The sequence below is a fragment of the Terriglobus roseus genome (assembly GCF_900102185.1).
Lineage (GTDB): Bacteria > Acidobacteriota > Terriglobia > Terriglobales > Acidobacteriaceae > Terriglobus > Terriglobus roseus_A.
In genome coordinates, this window is the sequence record NZ_LT629690.1 from 4,436,150 (window position 1) to 4,450,395 (window position 14,246).

General features: G+C 57.4%; 13 protein-coding genes. 7 read left to right on the forward strand and 6 right to left on the reverse strand.

What is annotated here, in order from left to right; all coding sequences use genetic code 11:
• Positions 1-3: 3 nt before the first annotated feature.
• The 3 genes from BLT38_RS18490 to BLT38_RS18500 are packed head-to-tail and all read right to left on the reverse strand — an operon-like array spanning position 4 to position 2,922.
• Complete coding sequence (locus BLT38_RS18490; protein ID WP_172838348.1) at positions 4-663, reverse strand: LutC/YkgG family protein; 660 nt, start codon at positions 661-663, stop codon at positions 4-6.
• Positions 656-2,140 carry a LutB/LldF family L-lactate oxidation iron-sulfur protein gene (locus tag BLT38_RS18495; protein ID WP_083346509.1) on the reverse strand — a complete coding sequence of 495 codons (1,485 nt, stop codon included), beginning with the start codon at positions 2,138-2,140 and terminating at the stop codon, positions 656-658. The genes BLT38_RS18490 and BLT38_RS18495 overlap by 8 nt, the downstream gene beginning before the upstream one ends.
• Positions 2,137-2,922, reverse strand: a complete 786-nt coding sequence (locus BLT38_RS18500; protein ID WP_083346510.1) for a (Fe-S)-binding protein — start codon at positions 2,920-2,922, stop codon at positions 2,137-2,139. The genes BLT38_RS18495 and BLT38_RS18500 overlap by 4 nt, the downstream gene beginning before the upstream one ends.
• A gap of 180 nt (positions 2,923-3,102) precedes the next feature.
• On the opposite strand from BLT38_RS18500, the gene BLT38_RS18505 reads away from it, so the two are divergent.
• The gene (locus tag BLT38_RS18505; protein WP_083346511.1) at positions 3,103-4,605 is read left to right on the forward strand and encodes a glycosyl hydrolase family 39; all 1,503 of its coding nucleotides are present in this window, start codon (positions 3,103-3,105) and stop codon (positions 4,603-4,605) included.
• A 29-nt stretch (positions 4,606-4,634) separates the two neighbouring features.
• Positions 4,635-5,408, forward strand: coding sequence for an SDR family NAD(P)-dependent oxidoreductase (locus BLT38_RS18510; protein WP_083346512.1), 774 nt, complete (start codon positions 4,635-4,637; stop codon positions 5,406-5,408).
• Between the two features lie 37 nt (positions 5,409-5,445).
• Here BLT38_RS18510 and BLT38_RS18515 read toward each other — a convergent pair whose 3' ends face one another.
• On the reverse strand, positions 5,446-6,495 hold the full coding sequence (locus BLT38_RS18515; RefSeq protein ID WP_231966618.1) for a thioredoxin family protein: 1,050 nt from the start codon (positions 6,493-6,495) through the stop codon (positions 5,446-5,448).
• 171 nt (positions 6,496-6,666) lie between these two features.
• On the reverse strand, positions 6,667-7,080 hold the full coding sequence (locus BLT38_RS18520) for a nuclear transport factor 2 family protein (protein WP_083346514.1): 414 nt from the start codon (positions 7,078-7,080) through the stop codon (positions 6,667-6,669).
• Positions 7,081-7,223: 143 nt separating this feature from the next.
• Between BLT38_RS18520 and BLT38_RS18525 the strand changes: the two genes are divergently transcribed.
• Both BLT38_RS18525 and BLT38_RS18530 read left to right on the forward strand, forming a co-directional pair.
• Complete coding sequence (locus tag BLT38_RS18525) at positions 7,224-7,724, forward strand: SRPBCC domain-containing protein (protein WP_083346515.1); 501 nt, start codon at positions 7,224-7,226, stop codon at positions 7,722-7,724.
• Entirely contained in the window at positions 7,725-8,048 is a 324-nt protein-coding gene (locus BLT38_RS18530) for an ArsR/SmtB family transcription factor (RefSeq protein WP_047491052.1), read from the forward strand.
• 89 nt (positions 8,049-8,137) lie between these two features.
• Here the strand turns inward: BLT38_RS18530 and BLT38_RS18535 are convergent, their stop codons facing one another.
• A complete protein-coding gene (locus BLT38_RS18535) occupies positions 8,138-8,986 on the reverse strand; it encodes a fumarylacetoacetate hydrolase family protein (RefSeq protein WP_083346516.1) in 849 nt (282 codons plus the stop codon).
• Positions 8,987-9,255: 269 nt separating this feature from the next.
• Here BLT38_RS18535 and BLT38_RS18545 point away from each other — a divergent pair, with 269 nt between their 5' ends.
• From BLT38_RS18545 to BLT38_RS18555, 3 genes are all read left to right on the forward strand, one after another.
• Positions 9,256-11,469 carry a bifunctional rhamnulose-1-phosphate aldolase/short-chain dehydrogenase gene (locus BLT38_RS18545; protein ID WP_083346518.1) on the forward strand — a complete coding sequence of 738 codons (2,214 nt, stop codon included), beginning with the start codon at positions 9,256-9,258 and terminating at the stop codon, positions 11,467-11,469.
• A 78-nt stretch (positions 11,470-11,547) separates the two neighbouring features.
• Positions 11,548-12,966: a rhamnulokinase gene (locus BLT38_RS18550; protein WP_083346519.1), complete on the forward strand. Its 1,419-nt coding sequence runs from the start codon at positions 11,548-11,550 to the stop codon at positions 12,964-12,966.
• Between the two features lie 94 nt (positions 12,967-13,060).
• The gene (locus BLT38_RS18555; RefSeq protein ID WP_083346520.1) at positions 13,061-14,125 is read left to right on the forward strand and encodes a LacI family DNA-binding transcriptional regulator; all 1,065 of its coding nucleotides are present in this window, start codon (positions 13,061-13,063) and stop codon (positions 14,123-14,125) included.
• Positions 14,126-14,246 lie beyond the last annotated feature (121 nt).

A 14,246-nucleotide genomic window follows, 5' to 3' on the forward strand; every position in this document is an offset into this window, starting at 1 on the left:
GTTTTACAGGATGATGGCCGTCAATCGCCGCGGGCCGTGTACGCCGCGGATGCGTGTCATCTCAATGTCGCTCGTGGCGGATGGCCCTGCGATGGTGGTGATGGGCGAGGTGCGATGCGTGATGCGTTGCAGCGCTTCTGCAATCGTCTCCACCACCTGGTCGCGCCACAGCACGCAGATGTGATGGTCAGGTAGCAGCGTTGCAGCGCGACGGCCCTGTTCCTCGCCATGTTCCAGGATGATGGTGCCGCTCATTGCAATGGCCACTGTGCAAGGCGTAAGTACAACGCGAGGTTCTTCCAGCGGCTGCAAAGGCAGATCGAAATCGCGGCGGACTTCCACATCGTTCTGCGGCAGCCACTCTTCAGGAACCCCCGCAGGTACAAGAAGAAGTGTTTCGTTCGCCTCGCGCATGGCGTGGGCAACAGCGTTTGCGATACCTGCTTCGTCGGTGAAGACAAGTTCCGAATCGTAATCGCGCAGCCGGTCGTAGAAAAGCTCCAACGTCTCTTCACGATTCAGCTTCGAGGTGCGCTGATATGTGCGTGGAATGCGTGCGTACGCTTCTTCCGGAGAATCGTCGATCAGCGTCTCCACATCAGGATCAGCGGCGAGCTGGCGGCGAATCGTATCCAGTACGGTAAAACGTGCGTCATCACTCATCGCCCACTCCATTGCTACCATCTCCGCTGGTATGGCTGCGCTTCCACCACTCGCGGAAGCTCTGCTTCGGTAATGCGCGCAGGTCGCGATACTGCGTCCATCCTGCAGCCATGCCGGGCAGGTTCACCAGCTTGCCATCTTTCTCAAACAGACCTTGTCCTGTACGTGCAAGGCGCTGGGCAGCTTCGTATTGTTTCGGATGTTCGAAGAGATGCGCGGCCATCTTCATGCCCATACTCTCCTGCGAGAGCTTACCGGTGAGTGTGTTCTGATCCTGCGCAACGATCTTGCCACGCAGATGAATCAGCGTCTCCGGGATATTGATCTTCACCGGGCATACTTCATAGCACGCGCCGCATAGTGACGAAGCGTATGGCAGTGAACGCGAATACTTCATGCCATTCAACTGAGGCGAAAGAATTGCGCCAATGGGGCCTGAGTATATCGAGCCATACGCATGGCCACCTGTCTCGCGATACACCGGGCACTGGTTCAAACATGCGCCACAGCGGATGCAGTTCAGCGTCTCGCGTTCACGCACGTTAGCCATCATCCGTGTGCGGCCGTTGTCCAGCAGGATTACGTGAAACTGCTGCGGTCCATCACCCTGCGTTACGCCCGTCCAGATGCTGTTGTACGGATTCATGCGCTCGCCCGTCGCAGAGCGCGGTAACAGTTGCAGGAACACTTCCAGGTCATCGAACTTAGGGATCACCTTCTCAATGCCGATAAGTGTGATCAGCGTCTTCGGCATGGTGACGCACATGCGTCCATTGCCTTCGCTCTCAACGACGCAGACGCCGCCAGTCTCTGCAATCGCAAAGTTCGCGCCGCTGATGCCAATGCCTACTTCTAAAAACTTCTTGCGCAGATAATGACGCGCTGCTCCTGTTAAATCTTCAGCCTCAGTGCCAAGTTCCGTGAGCCCCATGTTCTGCAGGAACAGTTCACGCACCTGATGGCGATTCTTGTGCAGCGCAGGAACAACGATGTGCGATGGCTCATCCTTGCCCATCTGCACAATCATGTCGGCTAGATCGGTCTCCCACGGCGTGATGCCTTCGCGTTCCAGCGCGCGATTCATCCCGATCTCGTCGGAGGTCATGGTCTTCACCTTGATGACCTCAGGATGCTCCACAGCCAGTCGCTCCGCTGCTTTGCGAATCAGGCGGATGGCGATGGTGTTCGCTTCATCGGCATCGCGCGCCCAGTGCACCTGCCCACCCGCACGAACGCAGTTGCGCTCAAACTCTTCCAGATAGTGCGGCAGGTGCAACAGTGTATGTGTCTTGATCGCATGCGCGGATGTGCGCAGATCCTGCCAGTCCGGCATCTCTTCCACGCGCAACGCACGTTTGTTGCGGATGACGTTGGTGGCATGGCGTACGTTGCGCCGTGTCTGGTCGTCCTGCAGCAACTCATGCGCAAGGATAGGGAATGCGGGTTTCTCCGCCGTGTGTCCTACGCGAACGCTCATGCGGTGGCTCCTTCCCATGCCAGTGCTTCAGCGGTCAACGGATTCTTGCGTGTGCTGTTCAAAATCTCTGCGAGATGGACTGGACGAATGCGGTCGTGCGAGTCCATCTCGCGATGTAGGCCACCGTCAATCTGCATCAGGCACGAGTTATCCAGCGCTGCGACAAACTCTGCATTCGATTTCTTCACGCAGCCGATCTTGTCCGCTAGCATGGCTGAAGACACTTCCGCATTCTTCACAGCGAAGGTGCCGCCAAAACCGCAGCACTGATCGCTGCCTTCCATCGGCGTGTACTCAAGGCCTTCCACACCTTGCAATAAACGAATGGGACGATCTCCTACGTTGAGCAATCGCAGAGAGTGGCAGCTTGGGTGATAGGTCACACGATGCGGAAAATACGCGCCCACATCAGTCAGTCCCAGCTTGTCCGTAATCAGTTCACTGAACTCAAACACACGCGGCAGAAAGCTCTTCACGTCGCCCATCATGTGCAGGTCGTTCGCATCGTGCGCCATCAGTTCATAGTGGTCGCGCATCATGGCCACGCAGCTTGCGCTGGGAACAACGATGGTCTCCGCATCCAGAAACTCATGCAGCAGCTTTCGCACAATGGGCAACGCCTCAGCGTGGTAGCCGGTGTTGTAGTGCATCTGGCCGCAGCAGGTCTGGCTGGTGGGAAAAACCACCTCGTGGCCCAGGCGCTCCAGCAGGTTGACCACGGCCATGCCCGTGCGTGGGAACAGCGTGTCGTTGTAGCAGGCAATGAACAAATGAATGCGCAAGGCAGTTTTTCCCTGATATGAAACGATTCAGTCCGAACAGAATCTTTCACCAGCCATGCTACTACCGGAGTGTGTCAGGCGGCTACGGCCTCCCGTTTGCAACTTGCGCACACCTGAGAGGCACGTTAGGCTCATGGCGTTTCATGGACACGGTATTTGCTTGCAGCGAAGGAGAGATGGATGCGTATCCACCACTGGATTTCTGTTTTGGCCGTCAGCCTTGGAGCCATTCCTTTGCTTGCAAACGCGCAACAACTGCCTGCAGCCCCGGCAGTACGTGTGGATTGGGCGAAGACAGTTTCCGTGTCGCGCGCCACGCCAACACTGCAAGTGGTTGTGAATCCACAACTGCTACGCGGCGCAAAGCTGCACGATGGCTCCTTTGCCGCATTGAAGCTGCTCGGCGCGGATTACGTGCGTTATGTTCCGTGGCTTCCTTATCCCAGGCAGGCGGTGGCCGAGCTTGATCCGCCTACGAAGGAACGGACAAGCTGGGATTTTCAGTACATTGACCCCACGCTGGATGACTTTATGCAGGCCACCGCAGGGCATAGCGTCATGCTGAACTTCAGCACCATGCCTGCATGGATGTGGAAGACGGACAAACCCGTGACGTACCCGGCTGATCCCAACCAGGTTTTCTGGGGCTACACGCAGGGAACGGAGATCGTTGACCCCACCTACAAACAGGCTGCGGATTACTACGTGCGCCTTTTGAGCTGGTACACCAAAGGTGGCCTTACCGACGAGAACGGTAAATGGCACGCCAGCGGCCACCACTACAAAGTGGCCTATTGGGAGCTGCTGAACGAAGTTGAATCCGAACACCACTGGACACCCGAGGAATACACCAAGTTCTTCGATGTTGTGACAGAGGCCATGCGCAAGGTGCAGCCCGACCTCAAATTCGTGGCGATTGCAGCTTCCGCGCCTCGCGAAGACGGCCCTATGTGGGAGTACTTTCTGAATCCCAAGAACCACAAGCCCGGCTCAACGGTGGACTTCATTAGCTACCACTTTTACGCCACACCACCCAAGGGCGAGCCGATTGCGGCCATGCAATATACATTCTTCGATCAAGCCGATGGTTTTCTAACTGGTGTGCGGTTCATTGAGCAGATCAAGCATCGCATGATGCCCGATACCAAGAGCGATCTGAACGAACTCGGCGTGATCCTGCCCACGGACGACGATAGCAATCAGGGGCGTGGCAGTGTTCCGGAGCCCGAAGGCTACTGGAACCTTGCATCCGCGCTCTATGCGCATCTCTACATAAAACTGGCGCAGCTGGGCATTGATGTTGTGGGCGAATCGCAACTTGTGGGATACCCCACGCAATATCCCTCGGTCAGCATGATGGACTACAACACGGCGCAGCCAAACGCGCGGTTCTGGACGCTGAAGCTGTTGCATGACAACTTTGGCCCAGGTGACAAACTTGTTGCTAATACCAGCCCAGGTAACAACATGACTGCGCAGGCATTCGTGACTCCACGCGGTAAGAAGATTCTGGTGCTGAACAGACGCGCTGTTGCTCAGACCTTCAAGCTCGGCACGAATACTGCAAAATCCGTCACATACGTTGCACCCAGCACAGGCGACAATCCACCTGCGACGAAGGCTGTTGGCGGCAAAGAAATTGAACTAGAACCATTTGAAGTAGCCGTTATCGATGTGCAGTAATAACATTCGCTTCCTTAGAATGGACGGCAATGGAAACTGCTACGCTCGCCATCTATCCAAGTCTTCGTAACCGCTCTGTCATTGTGTCCGGTGGTGCCAGCGGCATTGGTGAAAGCATTGTGGAGGCATTCGCTGCACAAGGAGCACGTGTAGCGTTCCTGGATATTCAGGATGAGGCGGGGCACGCACTCATCGAACGTATTGTTTCCGCAGGTCACGCGAAGCCCACGTACTATCACTGCGATCTCTCAGACATCGCAGCACTACGCAGCGTCGCCACGCAGATTGAGCAAGCACACGGCACCGTAGATGTGCTGGTGAACAACGCAGGAAACGATACTCGCCACCGCATTGAAGACGTCACCCCTGAGATGTGGGACGCAGCCATGCAGGTGAACCTGCGGCACCAGTTCTTCCTGTCGCAGGCAGTGTTGCCGTCCATGCAGCATCAGAAGCGCGGATCGATCATCAATCTCAGTTCCATCTCATGGATGATTCCATCCACTGGCCTGCCCGCGTACGTTACGGCAAAGGCTGCGATCGTTGGCTTAACGCGGACTCTGGCGCATGAGGTGGGCAAGGACAACATCCGCGTGAATGCCGTGCTGCCCGGAGCGATCCTTACGGAACGACAGAAGCGCCTGTGGATGACACCGGAATACACAGCAGAAGTCATGTCACGACAGGCTCTGAAACGTCATCTTTACGCGGATGACGTGGCGCGCACGGTGTTGTTCCTTGCGGCTGATGACAGCTCGGCCATCACCAACCAAAGCCTCGTTGTCGATGGTGGCTGGGTATAGCTAGACTCCCAGCTATACCTCGCAACCGAGGCTGCCTTCATCCAAAGGTGAATGAGAACGCCTGTACGCCAGGGTCAAGAAACTCAATCGCAAAGGTGTGATCAGACAGCGCCCCAGTTTGGCGGATGAGTTGGTACAGCCGGTGTTCCGTCACCATTCCGTTACCTTGAGCGTCCGTATCCACACCATGGTTTGCACCCAAAGGCTTGCCATCCATCGTTACGCGATAGCGAACAGGCTTGCCATTAGCACCAGGGCCAAGAACAAGATGCAGATCGCGCGCATGGAAACGGAAGACAATCTTCCCGCCTGCCGCGTTTAGCGATGCCTGCTGGCCATGATCGGTCCACGAGCCCACCAAACCCCAATCATTCAATTGCAACTTGCCGGGTTCGGCATACAGATGGTCAGTGTCGTGCTTGATGCCGCCGGGTGACACAAAATGAGCAGCGCGGGCATATCCAACGTAGGTCTCAGGCGATCCGATGTCACCCATGTTCGCAGCGGCTTGCACGCCCTGCCCATGCACATTCGCAATGCCAGAGGGCATTGACTTCGCATTTGCTTCTTTCAGCAGTTGTTGTATCCAGCGTTCTGACTGGTCGTACTCGCCTTCGCCAAAGTGTTCGAAGCGAACCTTGCCCTTCGCATCAATGAAGTAATGCGCCGGCCAATATTGGTTGTGGAACGCGGTCCAGATGGCGTAGTTGCTATCGACGGCAACGGGATAGGTAATGCCGAACTTCTGCACTGCCTTTTCAACATTGGGCTGCAGCTTCTCCACGTCGAACTCTGGGCTGTGCACGCCGATCACAACCAGGCCGCTGTCTTTATATTTGTCTGCCCAGGCGCGGATGTACGGCACGGCACGGATGCAGTTGATGCAGGAGTAGTCCCAGAAATCGACAAGGACGACTTTGCCTTTAAGGTCATTCGCGGTCAGTGGCTTAGAGTTGATCCATCCTGTGGATTTCGCAAGCGAAGGAAGCGGCATGCTGCCCACAATGCTGGGAGCGTCCAGCTCCTGCGCATGTGCCGTTGTGAACGCGGGAAATGTACTCGCCATCAACATAAGGGCAGCACTCACAACTCCAAGGCGTAACTTGCTCCGCAGCGAAGAACTTAACATTGGCCTTCATCCTTCCATCGGACACGCTAATCCCGGCGAGGTCCTGGGTGTCCGATCCATCTAGTAGACAGCTTTGGGCAGCAAAAAGTTACAGAGTTCCTCGCAGCGCAGCAAAAGCCGAGCGGCTCTTTACCGAAGTGTGCGGTCGGCTTCTCGAATCGGCATGTCGTTGATGCTGGCTTCACGCCGCTGCATGAGCCCTGATGGTGCAAACTCCCACAACTCATTTCCGTAGCTACGAAACCATTGCCCGCTATCGTCGTGCCACTCGTAGTGAAACTTCACGGCCATCCGATTGTTCCGAAATCCCCAAAGCTCTTTCTTGAGTTTGTATCCAAGCTCGCGGTTCCACTTGCGCCGCAGAAACTCCACCACCGCCTGACGCCCGGTCAGAAATTCCGTGCGGTTTCTCCACTGCGTGTCCTCGGTGTAGGCGGCAGCAACTCTTTCAGGATCGCGAGTATTCCAGAGATCTTCTGCAATCTGCACCTTCTGTGCAGCCAGGTCTGGATCTGTGAACGGCGGAACGATCAGTGTGCTCATACTCTCTCCTGCGAAATGAGATGTCAGAGCAAGACAGAAGACGCATAAACGGTCGCGTTAATGCTTAAGTAGAAACTTGACAATTCATTTCTCGTGTCGCGTAATAGTAAAGCAGTGACTTTACTAATGCAGGAGGGTTTGAAATGAATGATCGGACAATCACGCTTGGCACGTTCACCATTGAGAGGCACTATCCACATCTGCCGGAAAAGGTATTCGATGCATTTCGAGATCCAATAAAGAAGCGGCGTTGGATGGGAGGCGAGGGCGATCCGAATTCCGCGGCTCGCAAACATCACGGACAGGACTTTGAAATCGTCAGCTTTGAGATGAATTTCAAAGTGGATGAGTTCGAGCGGTGGACCTTCCGCGTTCCTGGCGGCGAGTTGATGCGCAACGACACCCGCTATCACCGGATCATTCCCAATCACAGCATCGTCTTCGTCTACACGATGGATTGTGGCGAACATCGCATGTCATCTTCGCAGAACACCGTCGAATTTATTCGAGAAGGACAGGGCACAAAGCTTGTATTCACTGAGCAGGGTGTTTATTTCGACGACCCAGAAGCTGGTCGCGGACGCGAAATAGGCACAAACGACATTCTCAACAAACTAGGTGAAGAATTGGATAGGAACGGCTAAATGGGAACCGCACACGACTATGCTCGCGTCTTCAACGCGCTTGGCGATCCGACCCGGCGGGTCATCGTCGAACGCGTGAGTGAGGGGCCTGTTTCGGTCTCTGATCTTGCGAAGCCACTCAAGATGACCCTTGCGGCGGTCGTTCAACACATTCAGGTGCTTGAGGCCAGCGGTCTTGTCCGCACCAGAAAAGTCGGTCGTGTGCGAACCTGCTCGCTCCGAGCGAAAGGATTTGCTCCAGCGACTGACTGGATGGCTGCACGTAAGTCTCTCTGGGAGAAGAAGCTCGATCGATTGGGAGCACTTCTTGATGAAGAGGAATAAAGAAAAGGCGCATCGAGCCACATGCGAAATCGCGGTTGTGGCTCGATGCGCCTTCTCTGTGTCCTCAAGCGCTGTCGGTCTCGAATCGACTACGCGCTGTAAGCCGAGACCTTCTGGGTCTGCGTTCCCAGACCTTCAATGCCCAGCTTCACCACTTGTCCGGGCTTCAGATACACCGGCGGCTTCTGCCCCAGGCCTACTCCAGGAGGCGTGCCGGTGGAGATGATGTCGCCGGGCTGCAGGCTCATGAACTTGCTCAGGTAGCTGACGAGATGGGCAACACCGTAGACCATCGTCTTCGTTGATCCATCCTGATAGCGGTGGCCGTCCACTTCGAGCCACATCTTCAGGTTTTGCGGATCGGGCACTTCGTCCTTCGTCACTAGCCATGGACCGATAGGGCCAAAAGTATCGGCGCTCTTGCCCTTTACCCACTGGCCGGTGCCTTCAAGTTGGAAAGCGCGCTCGGAAAGATCGTTGATCACGCAGTAGCCGGCGACGTAGTCCAGAGCATCTGCTTCCGAGACGTAGCGGGCTTCGCGGCCAATGACCACACCCAGCTCTACTTCCCAGTCGGTTTTCTCCGAATCCTTCGGGATGACGATGCCGTCGTTGGGGCCGCAGATGGACGATGTGGCCTTCATGAACAGCACGGGCTCCTTGGGCACTTCCATGCCCGATTCGGCGGCGTGGTCGGCGTAATTCAGGCCGATGCACAGGAACTTGCCCACGCGCCCCACACAGGCACCCATGCGGGTTCCAGCCGCAACGGCGGGCAGACGATTCAGATCCAGCGAGGCCAGCTCCGCCAACGCCTCAGGGCGCAGCGTATCGCCAGCAATATCCGGCACAATGCCGGTCAGATCACGCACGGTTCCATCCGGAGCCACAATGCCGGGATGCTCATGTCCCGGACGGCCATAACGAACAAGTTTCATGGTCGGTCAGCTTTCCTCTGCCAACCAATGTACTTTGCGACGGCATGGCCTTGCTCACTGGCACCATGAAAGCGCAGGGAATTTGTCCGGCCACTCGGACGCGCGGCAGAATTTTGCGCGTAGAATTGAGACGATTCAAAATTCACACCGCGACCGTGGCCAACTCCACTTTCGCTGTGCGATGATGCGGCGTCCGCGGACTTTTGGGTAAAGACGGCGTGGCCTTCTTTGCCGGTCTGACGGCGCATGGAATGTTGAGAAGGGACCTCATGGAAAGCACTGCAAAGCTGAAGTTTCTGGAAGACCGCTGGGACGACGCCGTTGCGTCAAAGCTCGATCCTGCGGAACTGCTCCGTTATCGCTCGAACCTGCTCGGCTCGGACCTGCGCCTGACCAACTTTGGCGGCGGCAACACCTCCTCGAAGCTCGACGAGATCGATCCGCTCACCGGCGATACGGTGAAGGTGTTGTGGGTCAAAGGTTCAGGCGGCGACTTGGGTTCCATCAAGCGCGCGGGCTTTGCCACGCTGTACCTCGACAAGCTGCTGGCGCTGGTCAAGCGCTACCGCGGCGTGGAGCTTGAGGACGAGATGGTGGCCATGTACCCCCTCTGCACCTTCAACAACAATCCCACGCCTGCGTCCATTGACACTCCTCTGCACGGCTATCTGCCCTTCCCGCACGTTGACCATTTGCATCCTGACTGGGGTATTGCGCTGGCAGCATCCGCCAACGGCAAGGAAAAGATGGAGCAGTTCAACGCAGAGTTCGGCCACAAGATCGTATGGGTGCCATGGCAGCGCCCAGGCTTTGAACTGGGCATGATGCTGGTCAAGGCAGTCGCGGACAATCCCGGTTGTGACGGCATCGTTCTTGGCGGCCACGGTTTGTTCACGTGGGGCGAAACGCAGCGTGAAAGCTATCTGAACACGGTCACGATCATCGATCAGATCGGCCAGTTCATTGAAGCGCACAACCTGAAGAAGGGCGCACCGGCTTTCGGTGGAGCGAAGCACACGAACCATGCGGAACGTGAGGCTCTGGCAGCGCAGTTGATGCCGATTATCCGTGGTGGTGTCTCGCAAAAGCAGCGCCTCATCGGCACCTTCAGCGACAAGGAAGACGTGCTGGAGTTTGTGAACTCCGAATTCGCAAAGAAGCTGGCGCACCTGGGTACCTCCTGCCCGGACCACTTCATCCGCACCAAGATTCGCCCCATGTACGTGGAGTGGGACGTGAAGGGTGGCGATGTGGAAGGTCTGAAGAAGGCCATCGCTTCCACGTTGGAAACGTATCGCAAGGAGTATGCGCAGTATTACTCCAACCACGCTCTGCCTGAGTCGCCCAAGATGCGCGACCCCAACCCGACGGTAGTCCTGGTCCCCGGCGTTGGCATGTTCAGCTTCGGCAAGAACAAGGCAGAGAGCCGCATTACGGGCGAGTTCTACACCAACGCCATTCACGTGATGGGCGGCGCCGGTCAACTGGGTGAAGGCAAGTGCCCGCCGGTGTTGCCGCAGTCCGGTCCTGCCGCGGACACGTCAGCCTTTGCCACGGAAGAGAACTATGTTGCTCTGCCGCCCAGCGAGGCTTTCCGTATTGAATACTGGGCTCTCGAAGAGGCCAAGATTCAGCGTCAGCCACCTGAGAAGGAGCTGAGCCGTCGCATCGTGATGGTTGTCGGTGGAGCTTCGGGTATCGGTCGCGAAACGGTTCTGCTCGCAGCACAACGTGGAGCACACATCGTCGTTGCCGACCTGACTCAGGAAGGCGCGGACAAGGTCGCAGCAGAGGCGCAGGCCATCGGTGGCAAGGAAGCGGCCATCGGTGTCACCATCGACATCCGCAACCGCGAAAAGATCCGCGAGGCGCTGAATAAGGCGGTTGCAGCTTTCGGTGGTCTCGACATCCTGGTGAACACCGCGGCCATCTTCCCGTCGTCTCCTACGGGCGCCATCAGCGACGCGCAGTGGGGCACCACGTTGGAGATCAACGTGACAGCCAACTGGCTGTTGGGCGACGAAGCCAACAAGGTCTTCAAGGCGCAGGGCCTGCAAGGTTCGTCCATTGTGCTCACCAGCTCGGCCAACGCTGTGGTACCGAAGAAGGGAAGCGAGGTTTACGACATCTCCAAGGCGGCACTCAGCCATCTGGTGCGTGAACTGGCCATCACCTTCTCGCCCGATGTTCGCGTGAACGGCATCAGCCCGGCAACGGTTGTGAAGGGATCGACGATGTTCCCACGTGATCGTGTGAAGGCTTCGCTTGCCAAGTACAACATCGCGTTTGAAGAGAACGATAGCGATGATGACCTGCGTGACAAGCTGGCCGAGTTCTACGCACGCCGTACGCTGACGCATGTGCCCATTGATCCGAAGGACAACGCAGAAGCTATCCTCTTCATCGGTGGCCCCAAGGCTCCGGTGACCAGCGGCCATCTCATCCCTGTGGATGGGGGCCTGCCGGAAGCCTTCCTTCGTTAGTTCGGAAACCTAACCAATGCGAGGAGCGTGGCAAATGGCCACGCTCCTCGCGTCTGTCCCCTTATGGAGAAGCACCCAGTGACACCTACCGACACACGCGCACTCGTTGCCATTGATCTTGGAGCGGAAAGCTGCCGCGTCTCGCTGCTGCGCTGGACGGCGAATGGCCCGCAGAGCACACTGGTGCATCGTTTCCTCAACAACGCTATGGAAACATCGGAAGGGCTTCGCTGGAACCTCACACAGATTGAAGCAGGCCTGGATGAAGGCCTGAAGAAGTGCGCGGAGATTGCCACGGAAGGCATTCGTTCTATCGCCGTCGATGGCTGGGCCGTGGACTATGCACGTCTTGATGAAAGTGGCGCGGCCATTGGCGATCCGTACTGCTACCGCGATGTCCGCAACATTGCCAGCGAAGGTGCTGTTCACGAGATTCTTCCCGCATCGCAGATGCGCGTCCTTACTGCCATCGGCATCATGCGCATCAACACGCTTTACCAGCTTTACGCGGATAAGATGGCGGGTCTGCCGCAGACGCGTTGGCTGCATCTGCCCGAGTACATACTCCATCGTCTGGGCGGCCGGGCGGTAAGCGAGTACACCAACGCTACGCACACTCAGCTCATCGACCTGCATCGCGGCGAATGGGCCACGGGCATTTTTGAAAAGCTTGACCTCGATCCTGAGATGGCTTCGCCCATCGTGCCGCCGGGAACCATCGTAGGCAAACTTGCAGGGCCGCTCGCATTGGTGCCTGCATTCCGAGATACGCAACTCATTGCGCCCTGCTGCCACGACACTGCATCTGCCATCGCCGGCATTCCCGATGCGGCAGAGGATTGGGCTTACATCTCAAGCGGCACGTGGTCTCTCGTTGGAACGCTGCTGCATGAGCCAAATAACTCTCAGCCCGCGCGCGACGAGAACCTGACCAACTTTGGTGGCGCTGGTGGCCGCATTCTCTTCCACAAAAATGTCAATGGCATGTGGCTTCTACGCAACTGCCTGGACGCGTGGCGCGAGGCGGGCCGCGATTGGACATTCGAAGAACTCCTACCGCTAGCCGAAGCATTGGGGCGTCCGCAATACCTGATCAATGTCGATGCGCCAGATCTTCTGCTGCCTGGCGACATGCCTGCGCGCATCAATCGCCAGCTTGAAGAGAACGGCCGCCCCACGCTTTCGCCTTATCCCGAAGATGCACCGGGTATGACCGCGCTGATCCTGCACAGCCTCGCCTTCCGTTATGCAGAGGTGCTGGACGCCATCGCATCCATCACCGGCAAGAAGCTGAAGAAGGTCTACATTGTGGGCGGCGGCAGCCGCAACGAGGTGCTGAATCGGCTCACGGCACAGGCAACCGGATTGGAAGTTGTCCGCGGTGCTGTGGAGTCGTCCACACTGGGCAATTTCGCAGTGCAGATGGCCGCGTTGGAAAACTCCGCTGACGCACAGAGCATTGCGGAATGGGCTGCGACGCTGAGGACAGCCTTCTAAAAGCGAAACAAATGAGGGGCGAACGCTATGTTCGCTCTTCTTTCGAGCAGCAAATGTGGCTTTCGTGCTCTAAGACGCTACAATTCCCTTTTGAATGGCACCTACGCAAAAAGAGCTGGCCAAGCTGGCAGGCGTCTCCGCCGGAACGGTTTCGAATGTTGTCAACGGTGTCCCCGGTGTCAGTGAAGCAGCGCGCCAACGCGTGCTTGCAGCCATCCGCGAGCTCAACTACCAGCCGAACCTGATCGCACGCAGCCTCCGCACCAATCGCACGCATACCCTCGGCATTGTTGTGCCGGACATCACCGTGCCGTTCTATCCGCACATCATTCGCGGTGCCGAATCCGCCGCGCGTGAAGCGGGCTACTTCCTGATGGTGCTCGATAGCGAAAACGATCACGAGCGCGAAAGCGCCATGCTGGAGTTGCTGCGCTCACAGCGCAGTGAAGGAACGTTGCTTGTGGCTGCGGGTGGACATGGATGGTCAAAGGAACAGGCAGCGTCTGTCACCGCACAGGCGCCGCTCGTCTGCCTTGATCGTCTCCCCGAAGGTCTGGCTGTGGACTCGGTCTGCGTGGACGACGCACGCGCGGCCGCCATGGCTGTCTCACATCTGGTGGAACGCGGCCATCGCGAGATCGCCGTCATCACCGGCCCGCCGACACTGCGCAACGAACAGGCGCGCCTTCGCGGCTACCGTACCGCCATGCAGCACCACGGTCTGCAGGTGCGCGAACGTCTCGTTTGGCAGGCGGGTTTCCAGCAAGGGGAAATTGCACGCGTCTGCCAGGAGGGGCTTCTTGGATCGCGCGAACGTCCCACGGCGATCTTCGCCACCAACGGCGTCACCGGGCTGGGCATGTTGAAGGCGCTGTATGCGCTTGGCCTGGAAACTCCGCGTGATGTGGCAGTGGTTTGTTTTGATGAGCTCAACGGCGAAGACTTTTTCCGTCCGGGCATCACGACGGTTGTTCAGCCTGCGGCAGATATCGGCGCGCGAGCTGTACAGGTTCTTTTACGCCGTATTCGCAACAGCGGCGAGACGCCACTGCCGCTTGAGACGGTCCGCCTGCCTGCAACGCTTGTGGTGCGAGAATCCAGCAGTGAACCGCATGCAGCGCGCGGAACGGCGCGTCCCCGCATCAAAAAGCGCGGATAAAACGCGATACACTGGACGCGTCGGAATAACCGCTGCAATTCAACTGTGAGTTTTCCGCCTGCTATCAGGCGGAAGCATAGGTGCATTGCCGCTTGGCCCGCTGACCGCAACGCACGACCGC

What these genes read in the sequence shown, in the direction of transcription:
- BLT38_RS18490 (WP_172838348.1), bottom strand. Translation starts at nt 663, where the DNA reads ATGAGTGATGACGCACGTTTTACCGTACTGGATACGATTCGCCGCCAG.
- BLT38_RS18525 (WP_083346515.1), top strand. Translation starts at nt 7,224, where the DNA reads ATGAATGATCGGACAATCACGCTTGGCACGTTCACCATTGAGAGGCAC.
- BLT38_RS18535 (WP_083346516.1), bottom strand. Translation starts at nt 8,986, where the DNA reads ATGAAACTTGTTCGTTATGGCCGTCCGGGACATGAGCATCCCGGCATT.
- BLT38_RS18495 (WP_083346509.1), bottom strand. Translation starts at nt 2,140, where the DNA reads ATGAGCGTTCGCGTAGGACACACGGCGGAGAAACCCGCATTCCCTATC.
- BLT38_RS18505 (WP_083346511.1), top strand. Translation starts at nt 3,103, where the DNA reads ATGCGTATCCACCACTGGATTTCTGTTTTGGCCGTCAGCCTTGGAGCC.
- BLT38_RS18520 (WP_083346514.1), bottom strand. Translation starts at nt 7,080, where the DNA reads ATGAGCACACTGATCGTTCCGCCGTTCACAGATCCAGACCTGGCTGCA.
- BLT38_RS18530 (WP_047491052.1), top strand. Translation starts at nt 7,725, where the DNA reads ATGGGAACCGCACACGACTATGCTCGCGTCTTCAACGCGCTTGGCGAT.
- BLT38_RS18555 (WP_083346520.1), top strand. Translation starts at nt 13,061, where the DNA reads ATGGCACCTACGCAAAAAGAGCTGGCCAAGCTGGCAGGCGTCTCCGCC.
- BLT38_RS18545 (WP_083346518.1), top strand. Translation starts at nt 9,256, where the DNA reads ATGGAAAGCACTGCAAAGCTGAAGTTTCTGGAAGACCGCTGGGACGAC.
- BLT38_RS18510 (WP_083346512.1), top strand. Translation starts at nt 4,635, where the DNA reads ATGGAAACTGCTACGCTCGCCATCTATCCAAGTCTTCGTAACCGCTCT.